Source organism: Pseudomonas sp. BF-B-26 (assembly GCF_019956495.1).
GTDB lineage: Bacteria > Pseudomonadota > Gammaproteobacteria > Pseudomonadales > Pseudomonadaceae > Aquipseudomonas.
Map to the genome: position 1 here is coordinate 1 of NZ_JAHBDP010000125.1, position 23,508 is coordinate 23,508.

Annotated in this window: 18 protein-coding genes; 8 read left to right on the top strand and 10 right to left on the bottom strand. The window is 58.1% G+C overall.

Annotation, left to right across the window (positions count from 1 at the left end; all coding sequences use genetic code 11):
* Nucleotides 1-199 precede the first annotated feature (199 nt).
* Together KGB03_RS28020 and KGB03_RS28025 are read right to left on the bottom strand one after the other, a co-directional pair.
* Complete coding sequence (locus tag KGB03_RS28020) at nt 200-568, bottom strand: DUF6124 family protein (RefSeq protein WP_223530447.1); 369 nt, start codon at nt 566-568, stop codon at nt 200-202.
* Between the two features lie 255 nt (nt 569-823).
* Complete coding sequence (locus KGB03_RS28025) at nt 824-1,390, bottom strand: DUF4174 domain-containing protein (RefSeq protein WP_218535637.1); 567 nt, start codon at nt 1,388-1,390, stop codon at nt 824-826.
* 179 nt (nt 1,391-1,569) lie between these two features.
* Between KGB03_RS28025 and KGB03_RS28030 the strand changes: the two genes are divergently transcribed.
* The gene (locus tag KGB03_RS28030) at nt 1,570-1,938 is read left to right on the top strand and encodes a VOC family protein (protein ID WP_218535635.1); all 369 of its coding nucleotides are present in this window, start codon (nt 1,570-1,572) and stop codon (nt 1,936-1,938) included.
* A 42-nt stretch (nt 1,939-1,980) separates the two neighbouring features.
* Here the strand turns inward: KGB03_RS28030 and KGB03_RS28035 are convergent, their stop codons facing one another.
* Together KGB03_RS28035 and KGB03_RS28040 are read right to left on the bottom strand one after the other, a co-directional pair.
* The gene (locus tag KGB03_RS28035) at nt 1,981-2,766 is read right to left on the bottom strand and encodes a sulfite exporter TauE/SafE family protein (protein WP_111452416.1); all 786 of its coding nucleotides are present in this window, start codon (nt 2,764-2,766) and stop codon (nt 1,981-1,983) included.
* A gap of 122 nt (nt 2,767-2,888) precedes the next feature.
* Nucleotides 2,889-3,638, bottom strand: a complete 750-nt coding sequence (locus KGB03_RS28040; protein WP_223530449.1) for a hypothetical protein — start codon at nt 3,636-3,638, stop codon at nt 2,889-2,891.
* A gap of 252 nt (nt 3,639-3,890) precedes the next feature.
* Here KGB03_RS28040 and KGB03_RS28045 point away from each other — a divergent pair, with 252 nt between their 5' ends.
* From KGB03_RS28045 to KGB03_RS28055, 3 genes are all read left to right on the top strand, one after another.
* The gene (locus KGB03_RS28045) at nt 3,891-5,039 is read left to right on the top strand and encodes an aldose epimerase family protein (protein WP_218535629.1); all 1,149 of its coding nucleotides are present in this window, start codon (nt 3,891-3,893) and stop codon (nt 5,037-5,039) included.
* A gap of 112 nt (nt 5,040-5,151) precedes the next feature.
* Nucleotides 5,152-5,973 (top strand): aldo/keto reductase, encoded by an 822-nt coding sequence (locus KGB03_RS28050; RefSeq protein ID WP_223530451.1) that lies wholly within the window; start codon nt 5,152-5,154, stop codon nt 5,971-5,973.
* 29 nt (nt 5,974-6,002) lie between these two features.
* The gene (locus tag KGB03_RS28055; protein WP_223530453.1) at nt 6,003-6,473 is read left to right on the top strand and encodes a DUF1810 domain-containing protein; all 471 of its coding nucleotides are present in this window, start codon (nt 6,003-6,005) and stop codon (nt 6,471-6,473) included.
* Here KGB03_RS28055 and KGB03_RS28060 read toward each other — a convergent pair.
* Nucleotides 6,438-8,798: a DNA polymerase II gene (locus tag KGB03_RS28060; protein ID WP_223530478.1), complete on the bottom strand. Its 2,361-nt coding sequence runs from the start codon at nt 8,796-8,798 to the stop codon at nt 6,438-6,440. The genes KGB03_RS28055 and KGB03_RS28060 overlap by 36 nt on opposite strands.
* A 232-nt stretch (nt 8,799-9,030) precedes the next feature.
* On the opposite strand from KGB03_RS28060, the gene KGB03_RS28065 reads away from it, so the two are divergent.
* Nucleotides 9,031-11,763, top strand: a complete 2,733-nt coding sequence (locus KGB03_RS28065; protein WP_223530455.1) for an RHS repeat-associated core domain-containing protein — start codon at nt 9,031-9,033, stop codon at nt 11,761-11,763.
* 99 nt (nt 11,764-11,862) lie between these two features.
* Here the strand turns inward: KGB03_RS28065 and KGB03_RS28070 are convergent, their stop codons facing one another.
* A complete protein-coding gene (locus KGB03_RS28070; protein ID WP_223530457.1) occupies nt 11,863-16,791 on the bottom strand; it encodes an NEL-type E3 ubiquitin ligase domain-containing protein in 4,929 nt (1,642 codons plus the stop codon).
* 393 nt (nt 16,792-17,184) lie between these two features.
* Here KGB03_RS28070 and KGB03_RS28075 point away from each other — a divergent pair, with 393 nt between their 5' ends.
* Nucleotides 17,185-17,625 (top strand): CBS domain-containing protein, encoded by a 441-nt coding sequence (locus tag KGB03_RS28075; RefSeq protein WP_008148332.1) that lies wholly within the window; start codon nt 17,185-17,187, stop codon nt 17,623-17,625.
* A gap of 1 nt (nt 17,626) precedes the next feature.
* On the opposite strand, the gene KGB03_RS28080 is transcribed toward KGB03_RS28075, so the two are convergent.
* Complete coding sequence (locus tag KGB03_RS28080; protein ID WP_223530459.1) at nt 17,627-18,250, bottom strand: glutathione S-transferase family protein; 624 nt, start codon at nt 18,248-18,250, stop codon at nt 17,627-17,629.
* A 328-nt stretch (nt 18,251-18,578) separates the two neighbouring features.
* On the opposite strand from KGB03_RS28080, the gene KGB03_RS28085 reads away from it, so the two are divergent.
* Nucleotides 18,579-18,902, top strand: coding sequence for a hypothetical protein (locus tag KGB03_RS28085; protein ID WP_223530461.1), 324 nt, complete (start codon nt 18,579-18,581; stop codon nt 18,900-18,902).
* A gap of 78 nt (nt 18,903-18,980) precedes the next feature.
* Here KGB03_RS28085 and KGB03_RS28090 read toward each other — a convergent pair whose 3' ends face one another.
* Nucleotides 18,981-20,075: a DUF1615 domain-containing protein gene (locus KGB03_RS28090; RefSeq protein WP_218535617.1), complete on the bottom strand. Its 1,095-nt coding sequence runs from the start codon at nt 20,073-20,075 to the stop codon at nt 18,981-18,983.
* 195 nt (nt 20,076-20,270) lie between these two features.
* On the opposite strand from KGB03_RS28090, the gene KGB03_RS28095 reads away from it, so the two are divergent.
* A complete protein-coding gene (locus KGB03_RS28095; protein ID WP_223530469.1) occupies nt 20,271-21,806 on the top strand; it encodes an FAD-dependent oxidoreductase in 1,536 nt (511 codons plus the stop codon).
* Between the two features lie 124 nt (nt 21,807-21,930).
* Here KGB03_RS28095 and hemB read toward each other — a convergent pair whose 3' ends face one another.
* Complete coding sequence (hemB, locus tag KGB03_RS28100; RefSeq protein WP_046047616.1) at nt 21,931-22,905, bottom strand: porphobilinogen synthase; 975 nt, start codon at nt 22,903-22,905, stop codon at nt 21,931-21,933.
* Between the two features lie 173 nt (nt 22,906-23,078).
* On the bottom strand, nt 23,079-23,508 hold a 430-nt coding region (locus KGB03_RS28105), incomplete at its 5' end, for a PhzF family phenazine biosynthesis protein (protein ID WP_223530476.1).

Sequence of the window (23,508 nt, forward strand, 5' to 3'; positions counted from 1 at the left end):
GCCACACCGCGTCCAATTGATTACGACGGCTTCGCCGCCGAACGGGGCGGTGCGACGTTTCGCTAAATCCCCTCGCCACAATCTCCTCACCACAATTCCCTCACCACACCTCGCAGGCTCGACAGCTGCTACAGATCACTAGCGGGCAAACAAAATGGGCGACCCCTTGGAGGTCGCCCATCGTCGTTACTGCACCAGCTCAATGCAGAGTCGGCGCCTGAGCATCAGGTGCATCGCTTCTCCGATCAAGATTTTCCCGTGCCTGATTCACCAACAACCCGGTGACCGCCGCCAATTGCTGAATCGACAGCAGCACTGTGCGGCTAGAGCCTTCCAGTGTCCCGGCAAAACTCGCAATCAGGACATTCAGGGAGGCAAGGTTTTCGCAGGCCTGATTTAGCAGGGTCAGTGTGTCGACACCAGGAGCAACAGTGAAAATCTGCTGGGTCGTGGCGGTAGGCCTGGGGCTTCGGGTGACTGCGCCTTTCGCGGTTCCACATGGCTTCGCAGGATCGAGATGTTCGGCGTCGGTCAGGGTTTGCGGTTGATGCTTGCTGAACTTTTTCACAGACGAGGCTCCTTTTTGTGCCATTGGTGTTTTCGTCCCTGGATCCCTCAGTGTCGCGGATTCCCACGTCCGACCGCATTTTTGCGGTGGCTGACGAAGGCTAGCGGTGCTCTCTGACAGAAACCAGTTCATAAAGACCGACAGAACTTGCAGGAAACTTCCGAGACCAATAGAAGCCGATACATCTCCCCCCGAAACACCCCATTTTTTTTAACCGCTGGCGCAGGCTGCGCCAGCGGCTACAAAAGTCTGCGTTTAATCATCCGGCATTTCAGGCGGCTTGGCAGGCTTCGCCGGTTTGCCCGGTTTGCCCGGTTTTGCGCCTTTGGCACCGTTGGCACCGTTGGCCGGTGCGACTTCAGTGACCGGCGGCGGTGTCGGTGCCGTGGCTTCTTGCTCTGTCGCCGGCAATTGGTCGACGGCGGCGAAAATCTCCTTCAGCTCAATCGCTCCCGATTGTTCAAGTTTCTTTTCCCCGTCCTTGCCCACCAGGATGACTTTGCTCTTCGCGCCGGCACCCAACTTGAGCGAACGGATCAATGCCGCCGTGTCTTGTGGCCCCAGGTCTTTGCCTTCGCGCTGGCCCATCAAATTGAGCACGGTGTACAGGACCATGTTTCGCTCGGTGAACCCCTTGCGATTGGTCGGTTCATCCAGCGACTTTTTCAGGCTCACCCACGTGGGATCGACCGTGCTCGGAGCGATGACAATCAACGGCCGGGCCCTGCCCTTGTCCATATCCAGTGGTGAGCCGTCATCGGCAGCGAGCAAGGGGCCGGCAAAAACCAGCAGGGTAGTCAGGGTCAATGACCTGATGAGCATGCGCATCTCCTTTTGATATCCACGCTCTAATGATTGCGCATCGCTGCGTTCGTTCCGGGTGACGCACGCAATTATGTCTCGCCTTGCCCCAAGCTTAGGTCAGGGCGGTCATTGCGCAACAGGCTGAGCTAATCTCATGGCTCAACAACCAAGCCCTGATCCGCCGTGAGGACCTGTGCATGAGCGCTCAGTTGAACCACACCATCGTCTGGTGTCGCGACAAGCAGGCATCAGCCAACTATCTGGCAGACATCCTCGGCCTGCCCAGCCCCGAACCCTTCGGCCCGATGCTGATCGTCAAGTTCGACAATGGCGTGTCGCTGGACTTCTACGACAATGACCCGCCGATTGCCTCCCAGCACTACGCGTTTTTGATGGGTGACGACGATTTCGATGCGGCCTTCGCCCGCCTGCAAGCCCGGCAGCAACCCTGGTGGGCCGACCCCGGCAAACAACGACCGAACGAGATCAACGATTACGGCGGTGGCCGGCGAATTTACTTCGATGACCCGGACGGGCATCTGCTGGAGATTCTGACTCGGCCCTGAGCGCGCCTGCCAAGCGGGTTTGTTTCTGGAAGCTCTACCCGATTAAAAGGCCAGTTTGTAACCGATCAGCACCAGCATCGTGGCAAGGCAAGGCCGCAGCACTTCATCGGAGATGCGGCCAGTCAGGTGACTGCCCAGGTAAATCCCCGGCAGCGAACCGATCAGCAAATAACCCAGCACGTGCCAATCCATGTTGCCCATGCTCGCATGGCCGAGGCCGGCCACCAGGGTCAGCGGTACGGCGTGCGCTATTTCCGTGCCCACCAGGCGGCGAGTCGGCAACAGCGGATAGAGAATGAACAACGCGACGGTGCCCAGGGCGCCAGCGCCGATGGACGTCAGGGCAACCATGGCGCCCAGGACCAGGCCAGTGATCACGGTCAGCGCATTCAAGCGCTTGCCGCTGGGGTTGTAATGACCGCCCGCACGTTTGTGGGCGAAATCGAGCAGGCGTTTCTTGAAGAAAATTGCCAGCGCCGTAGCAAACAGGACAAAGCCCAAGGCCTGTTTGATGACCGCGTTCATCGCCTCGGGCGACGTTTGCAAGGTGCTCAGGAACCACAATGTCAGCGCCACCGCCGGCACACTGCCGAGGGTCAGCCAACCGGTAATCGCCCAGTCGATGTTCTTGTTCTTTCGATGAACCAGCACGCCACTGGACTTGGTAATCGCCGCGTACAGCAAATCCGTCCCCACTGCGGTGGCCGGATTGACGCCGAACCACAACAGAATGGGGGTCATCAAGGAGCCGCCACCAACGCCGGTCATCCCGACAATAAAGCCGACTACCAGACCTGCTACGACTAAACCGAAATTACCGAATTCCATTAACACGCCCACAAAAAACGCATGAAAAATCTGGATCGCAGCATAGCGATTTTTCTTATAACCAGTTATATCGATGCGAACTATCGTTATACCTAAAGTCCACACACACTCCCACAAGGGGTTCACTGTACTGGCAGGAAATTGAGGAACAGCAAACTCTGCGCGTAATTCAAACCGATCCGACGGTAGCGCTCGTCCAGCATCTGCGTCAGCAGGTCCAGCCGCGCGACGATCTTGCCGAACTCCACGGCAAAACTCAGGTTGCTGCCCTCCTCCGAGATTTCATTGGAGAACAGCAATGGCTCGCCGTTCTTGTTTTGCCGCTGGCTGAGTATCCAGGTGGCTTTCTCGATGTTGCGGGCAGCGTTGCTGACGAACGTCGGATTGATCACATCCGTCATGTAGAACTCGAGCCGATTGCCGTGGGCGGTGACGAGCATGCTGCCGATGGCATAGATGAACGCACCGACCCGGTCGCCGAGAAACTCCGGGCTCATGGCATAACTCAGCGCGGCCAGGTCTTTTTTGCCCCCCAGAGTCGGCAGCGGCTGTTGCTGTTCGATGGCCATGCGCACTTGCTTGCCAGCGGTGCGTGCGTCGAGGAAGCCGGATTTTTTCAGCTCGTCCGGGTTGCGCAAGTAGAGCTTGCTCATCAGCAGGTGGAGGCTGTCGAGGTTGTCGCGCATCGCCAGGGTCGCTATGCGGTCGACGCTGGTCTGGAGAAATTCCTGGGGTTTGCCTTCGCGGAATTGACTGACGATGTCGTTGCTCTGCTGCTGGCTGCACCCGGAGGCGGCGAGCATCGACAAGCAGGCCAACAGCAGGCAACGGCGGCGGATTGGCGCGGTGGTGCGGGGTAAAACTCGAGCCATGGGTTATTGAACTTGGGCATGGGCCGGCGGTGGGGATTCGCCGCAGGCTGGCCAAGGGTAGAGCCGTGAATCCCTGAAAAGTGCAGTGCCGACGGTCCGTAAACGCTGCCAACCGTCAAGAGGACCACCACATTAGTCATACTTTATAATTGCAACAGCTCGTACATAAGCTATAAATCCTTCCTTGATCGCATTTAAATCCGATTATTAGTATGACTAGTTCGCCAAAAACAACAAAAAGGAAGGTCAACCATGCTTCAATCCCGACACCCGCTCTGCGCCCTTGGACTGTCCCTGATGATCGCCCCCCTCTGCGCCCAGGCCGCCGGCCTGTCCAGCGAACACAAGGCCTTCGGCAAAACCAATGACGGCACGCCCGTCGAGCAATACATCTTGCGCAACAGCCATGGCCTGACCGCCACGGTCATTACCTACGGCGGCATTTTGCAGTCGCTGAAAGTGCCGGACAAAAACGGCAAGTTCGACGATGTGGTGCTCGGTTTCGATAACGTGCAGGGCTATCAGAGCGGCACGGCGTATTTCGGTGCGACCATCGGGCGCTTCGGCAATCGCCTGGCCAACGGTGCTTTCGAACTGGACGGCAAGCGCTATCAGGTACCGCTCAACGACAGTTCCAATTCGCTGCACGGCGGCCCTCAGGGTTTTGACAAACACGTCTGGAAAGCCCAGCCGAGCAACGGCAAGGATGCGGTCGGCGTGACCCTGACTTACCTGTCGGCGGACGGTGAAATGGGCTTCCCCGGCAACCTGAAAACCGAGGTCACCTACAGCCTCAATGAGCAAAACGAGTTGCGCATCGACTACCAGGCTTCCACCGATAAAGCCACGGTGTTGAACCTGACCAATCACAGCTATTTCAACCTCGCCGGCGCGGGCAACGGTGATGTGCTGAAACAGCTCGCCACCCTGCATGCCAGCCATTACACGCCGGTTACCGGCAAGCTGATCCCGACCGGCGAACTGGCCCCGGTGGCCGGCACACCGATGGACTTCACCCAACCGACCGCCATTGGCAAGCACATCAAAGCCGATCACCCACAGTTGAAATTTGCCGAACCGAAACAGGGTGGCTTCGATTTCAACTGGGTGCTGAACGCCATGGGTGATGTGGGTCAACTCGCCGCCGAGGTCAGCGATCCGCAATCCGGTCGTCGCTTGCAGCTCTACACCACCGAGCCCGGTGTGCAGTTCTACACCAGCAACTTCCTCGACGGTTCGGTCAAGGGCAAGGCTGGCAAGGTCTATCCGCACTGGGGCGCGTTCACGCTGGAGACCCAGCACTATCCGGACTCGCCGAATCAGCCGACCTTTCCGTCCACGCGCCTGGACCCGGGCAAGACCTATGCCCAGAGCACCGTCCTGAAGTTTTCTACCCAGTAAGGCCCAACACGATCATGTAGCAGCTGCCACAGCTGCTACAGGTCGATGGAACCACCGGGGGATTCTGTTGCCAACCGATGAGTACTCATCGATTCAAAATAAGGAGATTTGAATGCGGACCCTCGAACTGGCCGGCGTCAACGTACCGGTCATCGGTCAAGGCACCTGGCGCATGGGCGAAGACCGTTCCCGGCACACCCAGGAAGTGGCGGCTTTGCGCCTGGGTATCGAACTAGGCATGACTCTCATCGACACCGCTGAAATGTACGGCGAGGGCGGTGCTGAGGAAGTGGTCGGTGAAGCCATCGCCGGCAGGCGTGATGAAGTGTTTCTGGTCAGCAAGGTGTACCCGCACAACGCCAGCCGTAAAGGCATTCCCCAAGCGTGCGAACGCAGTCTGCGGCGGCTGGATACCGATTACATCGATCTTTACCTGCTGCACTGGCGCGGCCAGTTTCCCCTCGAAGAAACGGTCGAAGCCTTCGAACGCCTGCGGGTCGAAGGCAAGATCGGTCGCTGGGGCGTCTCCAATTTTGACGTCGACGACCTGGAGGAACTGGCCTCACCGGCCTGTGCCACCAATCAGGTGCTCTACAACCTGGAAGAACGCGGCATCGAGTTCGACCTGCTGCCCTGGAGCCGCCAGCATCGAATGCCGGTCATGGCCTACTGTCCGATCGGTCAGGGCGGGCCTATGCTGAACCATACAACGCTCAAGCAAATAGCCGCCCGTCACCGTGTGACGCCGGCCCAGGTAGCGCTGGCATGGATGCTGCGTAACGAAGGCGTGATCGCCATCCCCAAAGCGGTCCGACCCGAGCACATACAACTCAACGCGCAAGCGGCGCAATTGCAACTGGAGGCTGGGGATCTGGAGGCGCTGGACCAGGCGTTTCGCGCGCCACAACGCAAACAGCGGTTGGCCATGGTCTGAGCCATCGCAGTCTGTCAGAGGGCTTCGGCATGAGAAGCACTGATCAGGACGATTACTTTAATCTGCAACGCTTTATCCAGGCACAGGACCCGGTGTTCAAACGGGTCCAGGCCGAGCTGAATGCCGGCCACAAGCGCAGTCACTGGATGTGGTTCATCTTTCCGCAATTCTCAGGGTTGGGCGGCAGCGAGATGTCCCGCCACTTTGCCATTCGTTCCAAAGAGGAAGCTGAGGCGTACCTCAATCATCCGCTGCTGGGTTCACGGTTGCGCACCTGCACGCAAATTGTACTGAACATCGAAAAAAGCTCGGTTGCCGGCATATTCGGCCATCCCGACGATCTCAAGTTTCACTCTTCCATGACGCTGTTCGCCCAGGTTGCCGGCGCTAACAGTGACTTTCATCGAGCACTTGACCAGTATTTCCACGGCATCCTGGATGACTGGACGTTGTTGCTGCTGGACTCAAAACAGGCCCAACTGCCCACCAATCAACGTTGAAAAGTCGTCGTCCACGAAGGGCAGAATGGCGTCCGCCACTGGTTGCAGTTGCCGGGTGACGTAGTGGTCGTAATCGATGGGAGCGCTGCGGATTTCCAGCGGCTCGGGCCCGGCGACGGTGATCACGTAACTGATCCAGCCACCGTTCTGGTATTGCCGCGGACGGCCCTGCTGGTCGTTGTACTCATCGGCAATCCTTGCGGCCCGCACATGGGGCGGCACGTTGCGCTGATAGTCATCGAGGGTGCGGCGCAGGCGCTTGCGGTAGATCAGGCGATCGTCGAACTCCCCCGCCAATGTCTTGCGCACGTAGTCGCGCACATACTCCTGATAGGGCTTGCGATTGAAGATGCGCAGGTACAACTCCTGCTGGAATTGCCGGGCCAGCGGCGACCAGTCGGTGCGCACGGTTTCCAGGCCTTTGTAGACCATTTCGTCGGTGCCATCGGCTCGAGTCACAAGCCCGGCATAACGCTTCTTGCTGCCCTCCTCGGCGCCACGAATGGTCGGCATCAGAAAGCGCTTGTAGTGGGTTTCGAACTGCAACTCCAACGCACTTTCCAGACCGTATTGCTGCTGCACATGCTCGCGCCACCACTGGTTGACGTGATCCACCAGTGCGCGGCCGATCTGTGCGGCTTCTTGTTGACCATGGGCGCGGCGCAGCCAGACGAAAGTCGAGTCGGTGTCGCCGTAAATCACCGTGTGGCCCTGGGCTTCGATCAGCTGTCGCGTACGCAGCATGATCTCGTGACCGCGCAGGGTGATGGACGACGCCAGGCGTGTATCGAAGAAGCGGCAACCGCTGGAACCGAGCACGCCGTAAAAGGCGTTCATGATGATCTTCAGGGCCTGGGACAACGGCGCGTTGTGTTCGCGCTTGGCGGTTTCGCGCCCTTCGGCGACCCGGGCGACGATGGCAGGCAGGCAATGCCGGGTTCTGGAAAAACGCGCACCGCGAAAGCCTGGCACCGACTCGCTGTCATCCGGATGTTTAAGGCCCTCGATCAAGCCCACCGGGTCGATGAGAAAGGTTCGGATGATCGATGGATAGAGGCTTTTGTAGTCGAGCACCAGCACCGACTCGTACAGGCCCGGTTGCGAGTCCATGACAAACCCGCCGGGGCTGGCTTGCGCAGGCTTGTTCCCAAGGTTCGGCGCGACGAACCCCTGGCGGTGCATCAGCGGCATGTACAGGTGTGTGAACGCCGCCACTGAGCCGCCGCTGCGATCCGCCGGCAACCCGGTGACGCTGGCCCGTTCCAGCAAAAAGGTCAGCAGCTCGGTCTTGGCGAAAATCCGCGTCACCAGCTCGCAGTCCTTGAGGTTGTACTTGGCCAGGGCCGGTTTGTCCTCGGCGAACATGCGGTTGATTTCGTCCATGCGCTGGTACGGATTGTCGATCGACTTGCCCTCGCCGAGCAGGGTTTGCGCGACGTTTTCCAGGCTGAACGAGGGGAAACTCCAGGTCGCCGAGCGCAAGGATTCGATGCCGTCGATGATCAGCCGGCCGGCGGCCGAGGCGAAGTAATGGGTGCGGCTGCCGTGTTCACGCCACTGCATTTCTTCGCCACCACGCCCCAGTTTCAGCGGCACCGCCAGCCGCCGGGCGTGTTCGTGGAGCACGCGCAGGTCGAATTGCACGACGTTCCAGCCGATGATCGCGTCGGGGTCATGGCGGGCGAACCATTCGTTGAGTTTTTTCAGCAGCAGGGTTCGGGAATCGCAGTATTCGAGCTGGAAATCCACTTCACTGGCGTCGCCATTGGGCGGGCCAAGCATGTAGACCTGGCGCTCGCCGCAGCCTTCCAGGGCGATGGAGTACAGCTCGCCTTGAGCGGTGGTTTCGATGTCCAGGGAGACCAGCCTGAGGCTCGGGCGATAGTCGGGGTCGGGTTTCATCTGCGCATCGAGCAGCAGGCCCTCGGCGTTCGGCGTGCCACTGAACCGGACCGGCGCGGTGATGAAACGCTCCATCATGTAGCGATCCGGCGGGCGCACATCGGCTTCGAACATGTCGACGCCGGCCTTGCGCAGCGCGGTTTCCAGACGCATCAGTTGACCGTGCTGCTGGCAATACAGACCGAGTACCGGGCGGTGCTCGAAATCCAGCAACGCCAACGGCCGCAGCTCGACGTTCTTTTCGCCGCGCAGCAACGCTTCAGCCTGCTCGCGCTGGGCGGCGGGGATGAACGCCACCGACGGTTGATGAGGCAGGCGGATCCGCTGGGGACCGGTGTCGGTCGCCAGCCAGAACTCGACTTCCGTACCGGCCGGGGTATCGCGCCAATGCCGGGTCAGGACGAAGCCCCGCTGTAAATCCACCACTGCAACCTCAAGATTTGATTCAAGGCGCAATTCTACGCGTCATTGCGCGATTACGTGGATGAACGCTGGATTGAGATCAAATCGAAATAAATTTTCGGCGTTATAAACATATTCGGCCTAAACGACCTGTCAGAAATGACAGGTCACGCATTGGGGCTGCATTGATAGAATCAATCCATTACAAACCCTTTCGCAAATTCCGGTGCACAGCATCGCAGGAGATTGATCGATGAGTCTCGCCGTGCATCGAAACACTCCCTTGCTTGAAGTTTATGACGGTCGTGGCCTGTCGATCCGTCAGGTTGCTTATCTGCGCAAGGTCGCTGGCACATCGGTGGAAACGCTCATCACCCGACAGCAATATGACGTCGCGGGCAGGCTCATTGCTCAGTGGGATCCACGTTTGTTCGACCACGCCCCAAAACCTAATCTGGCGACTGTTCATGGGCTGTCCGGCCAGCCCATCAAAGTCGACAGCGTCGATAGCGGGTGGCGCCTGAGCCTGGCCGGGCTGGGCGGTGAAATCCTTCAGCGCTGGGATGAGCGCGGCAATCGGTGGCGAACCACTTACGATGATCTACTGCGCGCGCTGACAGTCGATGAAAATACCCAGCAGGTAGAGGTCTTTACCTATGCGCGGGGCGATGCAGACCCGGGATACAACCTACGGGGTCAGTTGCGCAAGAAGGCCGATCCTGCGGGCTTGATCGAGTTCAGCCGCTTCAGCCTGCATGGCCTGCCTTTTGAAGAAACCCGCACGTTCCCGGGGGGTGAGGTCTACACCACGGCATGGTCCTACGGTGCAAGCGGTCAGCCTCTCAGCCAGACAGACGCGCGTGGCCATCAGCAACGTTCTCGCTACGACATTGCCGGGCAGCTCAAGCAAGTGACGCTGCAAATCGATGCCGACGGTCCGGTCCTGGACATCCTCAAAGATGCTCAGTACAACGCCGCCGGCCAGATCAGCGAACAACTCGCAGGCAACGGCGTGGTCAGCACTTGGACCTACGACCCGGCGGACGGTCGGCTGAAGAATTTGAAGGCCGGCGTGCCCGGCCAAGCCCCGCGGCAGCACCTTGAGTATGTCTATGATCCGATCGGCAACGTGCTACGCATTGACGATCACACGTTCCAGACGGTGTTCTTCGCCAACCAGCGCATCGATGGCCACCGCGCGTTCACCTATGACTCGCTCTACCGGCTGACCAACGCGACCGGTCATGACGCCACCCCGCCGTCGGATCTGCCGGGCCGGCCATTGCCGAGTGATCCCCGCAATCACCTCAACTACAAACAGGAGTACGAGTACGACGCGGGTGGCAATCTGATCAAGTTGATCCATGGCCGTGCGGTGGGTGGCTACACCCACCAGATGTTCATCGACCCGTCGAGCAACCGCGGCGTGCGCTGGAAGAAAGGAGACCCGGCACCCGATTTTTCTGCATTGTTTGATTTGCATGGCAATCTCCAGGCTTTGCACCCGGGACAGGACTTGCACTGGAACAGCCGTGATCAGTTGGCGTCCGTGACGCTGGTCAAACGCGACGATGCCCCCAACGATGAAGAAACCTATCGCTATAGCCATGGCGCACGGGTCTACAAACGCCACGAAACCCATGCTTCAGGGACCACCCATTTTCATCAGGTGATCTACCTGCCGGGGCTGGAGATTCGCACCCGCGATAATGGCGAAGAGCTGCATGTCATCACCGTATCGGGTGGGCGTGGCAGCGTACGGTGTCTGCATTGGTTCAGTGGCCAACCCGACGAGATCGAGGCCGATCAGCTGCGCTACAGCCTTGACGACCACCTGAACTCCAGCCTCATCGAACTCGACCAACAGGCCCGACTGATCAGCCACGAAGGGTATTACCCGTTTGGTGGCACGGCTTGGCTCACGGCGGACTCGGCATTGGAGGTCAGCTATAAAACCATCCGTTATTCGGGCAAGGAAATGGATGTCAGTGGGCTCTACTACTATGGGCTGCGTTATTACGCACCGTGGTTGCAACGCTGGGTGAGTGCCGATCCGGCGGGGGATGTGGATGGGCTGAATTTGTACGCGTTTGTGGGAAATAACCCTCTTAGCTTTGTCGATATACTCGGACTTGTCAGATCCAATGATTCACTTAACACCAGGGTAAGTAACAGAACCACCGCTCTCATTGCCGGCCCTTTAACACACCCATTGCCGCAATTCAAAGGTACCGCAAAAAAAATAGCGGAAAGGACAACTGAGCACTACACAAAACACCCGGACGCCAGATTTACGAGTGCGTACAGAGGCAAGGTAGCAGTGGCCCATGCCGGCGTGGAAATTATAGGCCCACCGCCTGACGACACTATTTCCATGACCGACTTTTACAATATCCCCATACCGTCCGAACTGACACTTGAGCGTGATGGAGTCATGTTGCATAGCGGCCCCATTAGCCACCTGAATAGAGAAGAGCATCCTGCGGCCGATGGTATTTTCAAGTTCGGCGATCTTAATCTATATACCGATCACATTCAGTCGAGCTATATCAATCGCCTTAACGACAACACGCTTCCAGTAAAGCTCTATAAGGGGGGTGTAGAACAAGCAGGAGGTTTGAAGGGCATACAGTATGAGCAACCGGTACTTAATCCGCTGATAAAGACGCGTATACAGGGCCATATTGAAGCAAGCGGGCGTTACTTGCCTAAATCAGCAGGGCTCCCAGGCGCTCACGCAGAAGTGATGGCAGGAAGCCTCGCACTCAACATTCAACAATCTACTGGAGATGCTGATCCAAGGCAGATTGATGTGGTAACGCAAATATTGACAGGTGCAAAAGCGGCGGTTGCTTTTCCTGCGTGCTTCAATTGTGCCAACATCTTGCTTAAGTCGTATGACAATACTCCTGTGTTCAACGTATTGACGGGGAGTAAGACGATGACTCATTCCGAATGGAACAGTGCCGTTCTGGATTACCGTTAGGGAAGCCGGATGCAATCAATACCTGCAATAGTGATCAGCCTGTCAGAAGCCCCATGGCTGGTCACTTTTGCCGCAAAGGCACTCAGATCAATAAATTGCTCACAACCGCTCCCGAGTCAATCTGCGGAGCAAGCCCTTGCGCGCATCCGCCAATTCAATGATGTCGCGCTCATAGTCCCTCTGCGAAACCGAGCCCGCCAATTGCTCAGCGAGCAACGCCTCGGACTTTGCGTTGTACACCGCCGAATTCTGCGCAAACTCTTGCGGATAACGACTTTTCAGGTACTTGCGCCAAAACCCCTGCTCGATAATCCGGTTCACCAAACCGTCTCCGGCCTCTAGCGCCAGGACCGATTGATACGCCTGGTCTATCTGCTCCTCACCGACCTCGGCCATCTCCCGGAACAACATGTCCCGTGATTGCCAAGGCAATTCAAGTCGGTCGGCCAGACCGGTCTGAAACGCCAGATAGACTTCCACTTCATCGATGGTCCCGGTGATTTCGCCGTCCTCATCGATCGTCTGAAAAGTTTCCCCCGCCAGCAACCGGCTCTGGACAGTTGCGCGGGCGATTTCATTGACTTGATCCAGTCGAGACTTGCCCTTGGCCAACGTGATCAGGCTGGCTTCGATCTGCGCAGGACTGCCTGCCCGATAAGCTTCGTGGACCAGCACCTTGCTGCCCATTTCATTAAAAATCTGCGCGCCGGCATCTGCGCAAGAGTCCGGGTTGACGGCCATGCGAAACAGTTCTTCACGCAGCGGCGTGTTCTCGGCGACGGCGTCGAGCATTCGCCACACTCTTTGCGTCAGCCCCGGCCGGTAGGAATCGTCGACGTAGTCGGCTGATTCGCTGAGCTGTTCCAGCACTTCGAAAAAACCTTGTGCGTTCGGTTCCCGCTCAAGTTCATCCCAGGTCGTTTGCCTGCTCACTCGCTGTTCTGCCGCAACACCTTCAAGCCAGTACTCACTGGTTTCCTCCCCTTTGGGCGGGTAGCTGCGGGTCGGGTCATAACCTACCGAACGCATATAATCCTGAAACAGCTGACGGTTTTGGTCAGTGAGTTGATCGCGACTCAAGCGGGTTCGGGCGATCAGTCGGGCCTCATCAGACCCCAGTGCGACGTCAGGGATGTGTTCGATAGGGTTACCTTGCAAATCCAGCTCAAAGGCGCGCGGCCGCGATAACGCAAATAGACCGGGGGGCCAATCGGCGCTACCGGTATTGTGCAAATCCAGGCGGTCAAGGTCAGGCATCCGGCTAACATCCGGAAGTAGCGCCAGCGTCGGGTTGTCGCCTAATCCAAGCGTTTGCAGTCGAGTCAGGCCACCCAGGTCAGCTGCACTATTCACCGTCAGCGTCAGCTGGTTATTAGAAAGGTTCAGACGCTCGAGCGCCGGCAGGTTCTCGCGCAAACGAGGTGGGGAGACCAAAGCGTTTTCACTCAAATCCAGCGCTCTGAGACTGGGAAAGTAACCCAGAAAATCGGTGATATCGGTATTCAATGCGGCATGCCGAAACTGTATCGCGCTGACGTGACGAAAATCTGCGGTCAACACTGGCAAATACTCGAGAAAATCGCTCGTCCAGTGAAAGTCCAGATCCAGGGTGTAGCCTTGCGCCAACGACTCTTCAGCAGCCTGCCAACATTGCTTGAGAGCCTTGGCAAAGCGTCCTTTGTGGTAGCGCTGATCCATCGGCAGAAATTCACCTCTTTCAATCGCCACCCAGCTATCCAGTGCCTTGCTCAGCGCTTCGAACTCCAACTCACGCTGCCGGATCGAGGCCAGTGCCTGGGCTTGGGAATCAAACGACTGCATGAATGCAGTAAAGGTGTCCGCCGTCGTGCCCGGATAGAGCGTTTTGAAACGCTCCCCGGGGCTGGGCGCCTCGTCCTGCCCGGCCGCTATCGGTTCATAACCTTGCATGCCTCCCCGCAAACGCATGACGCCGGGGTCATAGACCGGCTTGCGAACAGGGTGCTGCAAAAGCACCTTGCGGAATTCGTCCTGTGCTAAAGGAGCCTTCTGAAGGCTCGCCTTCAATCGGGCACCCTGGCCGACTTCGTAGCCCAGCGCCTTGCGACTGGAATCAGGCAACGCCTGCAAAATTGACGTGTAAAACTCGTCGGTGCCATGCAGGGAATTGCCTTCGGCGTCATATGGCTGGAAACCGCCCACATCGCTCAACACCAGGACTTTGCGAACGGATGATTCGACAGGTCCGACACTATCGAGCAACGGTCCGTCAAACGTAACACTCCGGATCTCGATACGAAGATCCGGCGACCAGCCCCTCCACTGTTCCAGGCTGTGCAATGCCAACCGTGCAGTATCGACACTTTCACTCGACTCCAGATAGAGCCCCTCGTAGCTGCGCAAGAGCCGTAGCTCAAGCGTCGCAGCACGGGCGGCCTGTCGCAGACGCAGCGGCAGTTGCCGACTTTCGTGCATTCGCAGCCGTTCGGTAGGGGTTGCGTTGATCAATAGTTCATCCACGACCGATCGCGGCAAATGCGCAAAGTCGTTACGCATCAACTGAACAGACGGACTGGCACTCGTATCGCCAGCGCGCTCGAAGAATCTGTATCGGGCATCGACCAGTGTGACTGTTCTGGCCTTGGCCAGCCCGGCTATCACCGTGCGCAGCCTGGCTGCTCGCACATCAAGGGCAATAGGACCGAGACCCGCTTCTTCATCAAGCAAGGTTTTGATTTGCGGCTCGTCCAGTCCACCCAACAGCGTTCTCGCCAAGTTGTTGTGACCGGCTTGCGTCTCTCTGATTTGCAACAACGGATCAGTGGCCGACTCCGGTAAATAGTGCCAAAGGACCTTACCGTCACTGTCCAGCAACTCGACCGCGCGTAACTCCGGCCATTTTCCATAAAGCGTCAGCAGTTCCAGCTGGGTCTTCAGGTCAGCCTTGCCAAACACCAGGGGATCATCGCTGCTCATCTGCTCGATGAATGTCTGAACCTCTTGGTCAGCCTTGAAGCGTTTGATGGTTTCGACCAGCAACGCTGGCGGCTGCTCGTGCTCGACATGCAGCTTGCGCAACACGTCGTCTTCGACGCCGCTGACAATACGAATCTGCTCCAGGGTCTGATCGGTAAATGACTCGACGCTGTGCCCCAGACGTCGCATGAGCGTGACACCCTGCCACGTCTCGGGGCGTTCGGCCTCATGGGTCCAGGCGCCAACGCCGTTATGGGCAAGCCTGGGTGAATAAGCATCGGCTCGGGTGGGATGCTGAATACGGTATTGATCCAGTCCAGGTTCCTGCCTGATTGCAAAGTGCTTGTTATCAAGCGGGAGTACCTCACGTCCCTCATACCGATAAATCCCCTTGCCGTCAGGTCGGGCATTCTCCCCCAGGGGCACCGGCAGCTTGTAAACCTCAAGGTCCGGTTGCCATAAACGCGATTGACCATTGCTGATCTCAACGACTTTCATGCGTTCGACAAATGGCGAAGGCTTGAATGGCAACAGCTCTCCCGCCAATTTGCCGCCTGCTGCGAATGTCCCCAACTGGATGAGGCTTTCAACCACGCCAATCAAATGCTCGGTGGCTTCGGTTCGCTGCCCTTCTGACCATTCGATAATTCCTTCGAATGTTTCATCGAGCAGTTGATAGGCGGTATAAGCCAGCATCAGCTCGCCAAGAAAAGGCACAAAGGGGGTGGCCACAAAAGCAACTACTTCAAGAACGGTTAACGCAATTTTCTGAAAGCTGTCCCATCGCGCCCAACGGGATTTTTCATCCTCATCGTCAGTGGGAACCGCCCTCGCCCTCGCGTCATTGAGAATCTTATTCAGCTTCTGGTGGAAATCATGGGTCCAGAAGTCACCACGGACTCGCTCATATGTCATCCCCAAACGTGGATTCTGAACGGGCTCGGCCCGCCATGGCGGGGTTTGTTCAAACGGAATCGGTTTGTGCCATCGAACCTTCGACAGTTTGTCATTGAGCTGGAAAAAGAAAGTTCCCCGCTGTTGGTGCGGGACAAACCGGCTGAAAAACCTTTGATACTCAGGTGCACGAAGTTGCGCGGTTAGCTCGGCGGCGAAACGGGAGATGGACGAATACTGTTTGACCGGGTGCAGGGGATCGTGGGGCACATAAGCGATGATGGGCTCGGTCGTACCACTCCGGTCAATGTCCGCAGCAAACAGGACGATGTCCGAAAGCCCAACATCCATCATCGTCAACCCGAAGCAATGCATCTGTTTACCGCGAAACATCAGCGCACGACGCCCCTCTGCCAACTTGAGAAGCATATGGTGAGACTCGCGATCGATATCCTGCTTCATGAGAGCCATCACACTGGCGGCACGCAACGCGTCCTTGTGGCTGGTCTGGACTTTGATTTTTAACACTGCCCTCGCCACCGGGTTGTCGAATCCCATAAATGTCTTCAGGTAAGCCTGATATCGAGCGCCAATATCCAGCTCACGACACAGCGCTGCGAAGGCCTCGACAGACAGTTTGGATTTGATCGGCACGACCTCAAATTGCCCGGTGTCAGAAGGTTTGCTAATGAAGTCGCTCGCCCTGTCGAAATACCCCGTTCGGGTTTCTTTAACTTCGAAGTTATGCAGCGAGGCCTCAAGCAGCGACAGTGTCCGCACATCAAACCCTGTAACAATACCTTTTGGACAATACAGCCGCAGGTAGGTCGCTTTGACATCCAGAGCAATGTTGTACCTTTCTTTCAATGCGGTGGTTAATAGTGCTTCCGCGAACGTTTCGACTCCTTGAAGTCTTTTCAGGGTTTTATCCAGTTCATTGTGGGAAACCCAACTGTCTTCAAACACCCTGTTCATTTCACCACGCAGTGGCGCCGACGCCCTGTCATACCAAGGCATCGCAGGCCCAACAGCCTGTTTTAAAGCCGCGCGGTTTTCTGAGCTAGTGTTTGCAAGCCAGTCAGGGGTCGCCTTGACAATGAAGTTTACGTGCCGACTCTGATTAACAGGATCGGCAAATGAACGCTGTTTATATTGAGCGAACGCTAGCGCATTAAACATTATGATTCGTCATCCATGAACGATAGAAAACACGAGCCTATTCGAATTACCGGTTTTCATTTTCCTCTATCTGTTTCAAGTTATTAACTAACAAAGCTATAACCGTCCGCCGTCCAACATTAGTTAACCCACGGGTCCAGGGCTGCATCGGTGAGTTTTCTATCGCCAAAGAGATCGTCAGAGCGAGGCAGTTGATTAGGGGGCCGCAAAAAAACTGGGCGCTGACCTACCCCGGACTCGCGGTTACGGGCGTTTATCGACCGGACACGAGAGGTTTACCAAAGAAAAACCGCTGAATGGCGTTTTTTGCGCGTTATCTGCCGCTTTCTGCCTTGCCCTCAGCGCCCGTGTCTACGATTCTTCAAGGACAACGACAACACCTGAGAAACTGCCATGAAAACCGTCGCCCAACTGCTGAAGTTAAAGGCTGAACAGAATCATGAGGTCCACACCATTGCACCGCATCAAATGGTGCTGGAAGCGCTGATGGTCATGGCCGCCAAAAACGTCGGCGCCTTGCCGGTCTTGAGGAATGGCGAGGTCGTCGGCATCATCAGCGAGCGTGACTATGCGCGCAAACTCGTGCTCAAGGGACGCTCCTCCGTCGGTACACCGGTCGAAGACATCATGGTGTCGCCGGTGATCACCGTGGACACCCATCAAACCGTCGAAACCTGCATGGGCATCATGTCCGACAAACGCTTGCGCCACTTGCCGGTGGTGGAAAACGGCCAGTTGATCGGTTTGCTGTCGATCGGCGACCTGGTCAAGGAAGCCATCGCCGAACAGGCTGAATTGATTCGCCAGTTGGAGCAGTACATCCGCGGCGAATAGATCAATCAGGCCAATGCCGCGCGAAGACCGGTGCCAATGTCGGGTGCCGGTCAATGCGCGTAAGCCAGGCGAAAAACCCGGGCCTTGCACTGCGTAAATACTCGCGGCTACCCGCCCATCTGGAAACCACCGCCGCCAGCACATCCAGCGCCCCCGGCGTCTCGTCACCCAGATACAAATCGCCCGAAAACTGATCGGCAAACACCTCCCAACTCCTGTGCAGTCGCGCGCGGGCGCCGGCCATGAGGTTTTGCCTGGACGATTCATCCGCCTCGGCCAACCAGCGCTCGGGGTAGTCGATGATGCCAATCGCCGAATAGCAATTGCTGACGATGTACACCAGGCCGCGAATGGCCTGATCCCGCGCGGCGGCGTTTTTCGGCAACAGGTTTGATTGGGGGAACGTGAGCCCCAGGTGAATCAGAATCGCCGCGCTCTCGGTGAGAACGCTGCCATCGGGCAATTGCAGGGTCGGGACCTGCTTGAGCGGATTGAGTTTCTCCAGCGCGTGGGTCGCCTCGGGAGAGGCTTCAACATCGATGAAGCGGTAAGGAATTTCGCAAAGTTCCAGTGCCGCTTCTATCGCGGCAGCGCCGGAGTTCTGGTGTCCGTATAGCTGGTACATATCGCGCGCTCCTGGCGAAACGAAAATAGCGTCAGCCGACGAGCGAACACTCGTCAACGGCCAGTCTAGCCGGTGAACGCCTGGATGAATTGGCGACCCGCAAAGACATCAGCCTTCGCGCTGTTCATGCTGTGGGTCGGGTTGTGGCGCAAGTTTGTTCGCCGTCGCACCTGAGTCGTTGAACGCAACCATCATGCTCGCGTGGGGGGGCATTGTCCTTCCTATCATTGCCGTCGATGTTCACCATCATGGCAATGAAGTTCTCATAAAAAATCCGCGGCGTAACATCAGCTCCAGACCCAACAACTACACCCCGGAGCACACCATCATGAAACGCCAAATCTTCCTCAGCATCGCTTTCTCGGTTTTTGCAGTTAACGCTTTCGCCGCTACCTCTGTTCACCCGGTTGTCGCTGAAGGCGGCTCGGATCGACTGATTGAAAGTCGTGTGGCGGAAGGTGGTTCCGACCGTCTGATCGAAAACCGCGTCGCTGAAGGTGGCTCCGATCGTCTGATCGAAAACCGCGTCGCTGAAGGTGGTTCCGACCGTCTGATCGAAAACCGCGTCGCTGAAGGTGGCTCCGATCGTCTGATCGAAAACCGCGTCGCTGAAGGTGGCTCGGACCGTCTGATCGAAAGCCGCGCCGTATAAATGAATGGTTTTACCGCAGTACTCAATGAAAACCCGGCCTTATCAGCCGGGTTTTTTACGCCTGTTTTTTGCGTTCGGTCACTTGCCGGCCCGCGCCATGCAACGCTGATAACGCTCATCGACCCGTTTGGCAAACCACGCCGTGGTGAGTTTGCGGGTGATTTTCGGGCTTTGTAGCTCAATCCCCGGCAACACCGCACGCGGTAATGGCCGACCTTCCGCCTGTTCGGCCAGGGCAAAAACCCGTGCATAGAGCTGGGTGTCCTCGAATTCGAAGTTTTTGCCTTCCTCCAATTGGTCCCGAATGGTCGGATTGCGCATGCCCAGTTGCTTGCCGAGCGTTCGCACCGCCAATTCCGTGGTGCCAGGCATGATCGAATCGTAGCGGACCAGGTCACCATCCAGCGCCAGCGGTATGCCCGACGCGCGACTCACCGCGTTCTGAAACGCGGCATTGCGACTGGCGTACCAACCGGCATTGAAATCGGCAAAGCGATACAGCGGTTGTTTGTAGCTCACCGGATAACCGAGCAAGTGGGCGATACCGAAGTACATCCCGCCGCGACGACTGAACACTTCATGACGGATCGAGCCGGCCACCGGGTACGGATACGCCTTCGCCTGTTGCTCGGCGAAATCGATGCTGACCTGCATCGGCCCACCGGTATGCACCGGGTTGAACCCACCGAACAGCGTCCGGCCCATGGGCACCATGCCGATGAAATCATCGAAGATCGCGCTGAGCTCTTTCTCGCTGCGCGCCGCATTGAGTCGGTCGCTGTAGCTTTTGCCGTTGGATGAACTCACCTGCAGCGCACCGCTCACCAGCAGGCCGGGAATGTGGGCTTTGTCGGCGCGGCGGTCGATCTCCTCGCGGGCGATTTTGCCCAGGCCCGGTACCGGTGGGTCCGCCTGAAAGGTCGATTCCTGCTCGGTGACCGCCAGTACCGAGCACAGGTTTTGGGTGGAGGGATAAATGTTCTGGGCAGCCAATGCTGCGTAAATATCGGTAGCCCAGCCCTGGCGATCGGCGGTTTGGGCCGGCAGCAGGCGCACGATCTCGGCCTTGACCTCGGCAGGCTTGCGCGCAGGGAGCTCTTGCGTGCGCTGAGTGCCGCAACCCGCCAGCACCAGCAGCGCGGCGACGCTCATCATCAATCGATTGGCTTGCATGTTGCTCCATCAAATCCGTTGAGCCGGGGTAACCATACGATCAATGGCATGGCGCAGGCTATGACTCTCGCCGCCGCGCCCTGTTCCGCGTTTTGGCTTAACTGGTCGGCGGGGGCCTTTTTCCGTTTGGCAGACAACCTGCCCGTCCGTCGCGGCTGAACCATACTTGAGCCACACACCGAGGAGGACAGTCTCATGAACCGTAGCGACGTTCTGATCATCGGCGCCGGCCCGACCGGACTGGTGTTGGCGCTGTGGCTGAGCAAGCTTGGCGTGCAAGTGCGCATCATCGACAAGACGTCGGCACCCGGAACTACCTCGCGGGCGCTGGCCGTCCAGGCGCGGACGCTGGAGCTGTATCGCCAGCTCGACCTCAGCAATGCGGTGGTCCAGAACGGTCATCGAGTGGCCGCCGCCAATTTCTGGGTCAAGGGCGAACCCGTGGCGCACATGCCGCTGAGCCGCATTGGCGAAGGTCTGACGCCTTATGCGTTCCTCGAAATCTTTCCTCAGGACGAACACGAACGGCTGCTGATAGACCGCCTTGAAGCCTTTGGCATCAAGGTGGAGCGCAACACAGAACTTGAGAGTTTCGTGGAAACCGGTGACGGCATCACCGCCTATTTGCGCTTGGCCGATGGTCAGGAGGAAACCTGCCAGGCCTGCTATCTTGCGGGTTGCGACGGTGCCCGGTCGATCGTGCGCAAGACCCTGGACACCGGATTTCCCGGTGGCACGTACCAGCAGATTTTCTACGTCGCCGACGTGCAAGCCAGCGGGCCGACGTTCAACGGCGAACTGCATGTGGATCTTGATGAAGCGGATTTTCTCGCGGTGTTTCCCTTGGGCGGTGAAGGCCGCGCCCGTCTGATCGGGACCGTACGCGACGAGCGCGCCGAGCAAGCCGAAACCCTGCAATTTGAAGACGTCAGCAGTCGGGCCATCGAGCATATGAAAGTAAAGATCGAGCAACTGAACTGGTTCTCGACCTACCGGGTGCATCATCGGGTGGCGGATCATTTTAGTACCGGGCGCGCGTTTCTATTGGGCGACGCCGCGCACGTCCACAGCCCTGCCGGTGGCCAGGGCATGAACACCGGCATTGGCGACGCCATCAACCTTGCCTGGAAACTCGCGGCGGTGTTGAGCGGCGGCGCTGAGGCCAAACTCCTCGACACGTACGAAACCGAGCGCATCGCGTTTGCCCGCAAACTGGTCGCCACCACGGACAGAGTGTTCACTTTCGTCACGGCCGAAGGGCGCATCGCCGATGTGCTGCGCACGCGTCTGGCGCCGTTCGTGATTCCGAAAATGGCATCGTTTGAGGCGTCCCGCGAGTTCCTGTTTCGCACGGTGTCGCAGATCACCCTGAATTATCGCGGGATGCCGTTGAGCACGGGTGTTGCCGGTCATGTTCACGGCGGCGACCGTCTGCCCTGGGCTCACGACGGTGAGGGGGACAATTTCGAATCGCTGAAGTGTCTGACCTGGCAGGTGCATGTGTATGGCGACACCAGCGATGAAATGATCGCCTGGTGCCACGAACATCATTTGCCGTTGCATGTGTTTGACTGGCGGCCGGCGTTTGAAGCGGCTGGCCTGGGGCGTAACGGGTTTTACCTGTTGCGGCCGGATACGTATGTGGCGATTGCCGACAATTCTGCCGATCCCAAGGTGATCGAGCGGTACTTCCGGGATCACGGGATCCGGCCGTTTTTCGGCGCCCGCTGATTCAACACCGTAGACATGTGGGAGCGGGCTTGCTCGCGAAGGCGGTGTGTCAGTCAACACTTGAATTAACTGACACACCGCCTTCGCGAGCAAGCCCGCTCCCACAGTGGTTTTGTGGTGGGGTTTAGATCCCGGCCAGCGCCAGGTCCATCGCGAAGTAAGTGAAGATCAGATCAGCGCCCGCCCGCTTGATTGCGCCAAGGCTCTCACGCACCACGCGATCCTCATCGATCGCCCCGGCCTGGGCGGCGAATTTGATCATCGCGTACTCGCCGCTCACCTGATACGCCGACAGCGGCAAACGCGAGGCTTCACGGATGTCGCGGATGATGTCCAGGTACGCGCCGGCCGGTTTGACCATCAGCGCGTCAGCGCCTTCCTGCTCGTCCATCAGTGATTCGCGCACGGCTTCGCGGCGGTTCATCGGGTTCATCTGATAGCTTTTGCGGTCGCCCTTGAGTGCGCTGCCGCCGGCTTCACGGAATGGACCGTAGAGCGCCGAGGCAAACTTGGTCGAATAGGCCATGATCGCGGTCTGGTTGAAACCCGCTTCATCGAGCGCCCGGCGAATGGCCTGAACCTGCCCGTCCATGGCGGCCGACGGGGCGATCACGTCGGCGCCGGCACGGGCCGCGGCCACCGCTTGTTTGCCGAGATTGATCAGGGTCTGGTCGTTGTCGACCTCATGGTTGTGCAGCACGCCGCAATGACCATGGTCGGTGTACTCACAGAAGCAGGTGTCGGACATCACGATCATGTCCGGCACCGCATCCTTGGCGATGCGCGACATGCGCGACACTAGACCGTTGTCGCTCCAGGTGTCGCTGCCGTTGCCGTCCAAATGGTGCGACACGCCGAACGTCATCACCGACTTGATCCCGGCGCGGGCATAACGCTCGATTTCACCCGCCAGTTTCGACTCCGGAATACGCATCACGCCGGGCATGCTTTTGATCGGTACGAAGTCGTCGATCTCTTCCTCGACAAAAATCGGCAGCACCAGATCGTTCAAGCTGAACTCGGTTTCCTGGAACAGGCTGCGCAGGCTCGCATTGCGGCGCAGACGGCGTGGACGTGCTTCGGGGAACTGACTGGACATGTGGATTTCCTGAAAAACGAAGGACGAGACGAAAGTCGTAGGGGGCGAAGCTTATGCCTTGCAAGGCGCGGGGCACAAACCTCGATCGCGGAATAAGCCCTTACCGGTTCGGCAATAGTCACCGCGATACAAGCCCCTGTAGCAGCTGCTACAGGGTTTTGTGGCAAGTTCTGCTAGAGCGTCAAGGTTCCGCTGATGCAGGTCACCACAGAACCGCCGATCCAGATCTCGTCGCCCACCTGCTCGACCTGAATGCGTCCGGCGCGGCCCATGGTCAGGCCCTGGCTGACCACATAGGACGCCGGCGCCAGTCCTTCGCTGAGCAACCATTGAGCAATTCCGGCGTTCAGGCTTCCGGTGGCGGGGTCTTCCGGCATGCCGTCGCCGGAGATGAACGCCCGCACTTCGAACTGTGCGTCATCACCCTCGCGCTCGGGATGCCATGGCGCGATGACACCGACGGCCAGGCCAAGCATTTGCGAATGATCCGGTTGCAGGTCCAGCACCTGCTGGCGATCCTCGACCATCACGGCCAGCCATCCGGCACCGTTGTCGACCCACTGAGTGCGCACAATCGCCCCCGATTCCAGCCCGAGCCCCCGC

What these genes read in the sequence shown, in the direction of transcription:
- KGB03_RS28045 (WP_218535629.1), top strand. Translation starts at nt 3,891, where the DNA reads ATGCTTCAATCCCGACACCCGCTCTGCGCCCTTGGACTGTCCCTGATG.
- KGB03_RS28035 (WP_111452416.1), bottom strand. Translation starts at nt 2,766, where the DNA reads ATGGAATTCGGTAATTTCGGTTTAGTCGTAGCAGGTCTGGTAGTCGGC.
- KGB03_RS28030 (WP_218535635.1), top strand. Translation starts at nt 1,570, where the DNA reads ATGAGCGCTCAGTTGAACCACACCATCGTCTGGTGTCGCGACAAGCAG.
- KGB03_RS28095 (WP_223530469.1), top strand. Translation starts at nt 20,271, where the DNA reads ATGAACCGTAGCGACGTTCTGATCATCGGCGCCGGCCCGACCGGACTG.
- KGB03_RS28070 (WP_223530457.1), bottom strand. Translation starts at nt 16,791, where the DNA reads ATGTTTAATGCGCTAGCGTTCGCTCAATATAAACAGCGTTCATTTGCC.
- KGB03_RS28050 (WP_223530451.1), top strand. Translation starts at nt 5,152, where the DNA reads ATGCGGACCCTCGAACTGGCCGGCGTCAACGTACCGGTCATCGGTCAA.
- KGB03_RS28055 (WP_223530453.1), top strand. Translation starts at nt 6,003, where the DNA reads ATGAGAAGCACTGATCAGGACGATTACTTTAATCTGCAACGCTTTATC.
- KGB03_RS28025 (WP_218535637.1), bottom strand. Translation starts at nt 1,390, where the DNA reads ATGCTCATCAGGTCATTGACCCTGACTACCCTGCTGGTTTTTGCCGGC.
- KGB03_RS28080 (WP_223530459.1), bottom strand. Translation starts at nt 18,250, where the DNA reads ATGTACCAGCTATACGGACACCAGAACTCCGGCGCTGCCGCGATAGAA.
- KGB03_RS28040 (WP_223530449.1), bottom strand. Translation starts at nt 3,638, where the DNA reads ATGGCTCGAGTTTTACCCCGCACCACCGCGCCAATCCGCCGCCGTTGC.
- KGB03_RS28075 (WP_008148332.1), top strand. Translation starts at nt 17,185, where the DNA reads ATGAAAACCGTCGCCCAACTGCTGAAGTTAAAGGCTGAACAGAATCAT.
- KGB03_RS28065 (WP_223530455.1), top strand. Translation starts at nt 9,031, where the DNA reads ATGAGTCTCGCCGTGCATCGAAACACTCCCTTGCTTGAAGTTTATGAC.
- hemB (WP_046047616.1), bottom strand. Translation starts at nt 22,905, where the DNA reads ATGTCCAGTCAGTTCCCCGAAGCACGTCCACGCCGTCTGCGCCGCAAT.
- KGB03_RS28090 (WP_218535617.1), bottom strand. Translation starts at nt 20,075, where the DNA reads ATGCAAGCCAATCGATTGATGATGAGCGTCGCCGCGCTGCTGGTGCTG.
- KGB03_RS28085 (WP_223530461.1), top strand. Translation starts at nt 18,579, where the DNA reads ATGAAACGCCAAATCTTCCTCAGCATCGCTTTCTCGGTTTTTGCAGTT.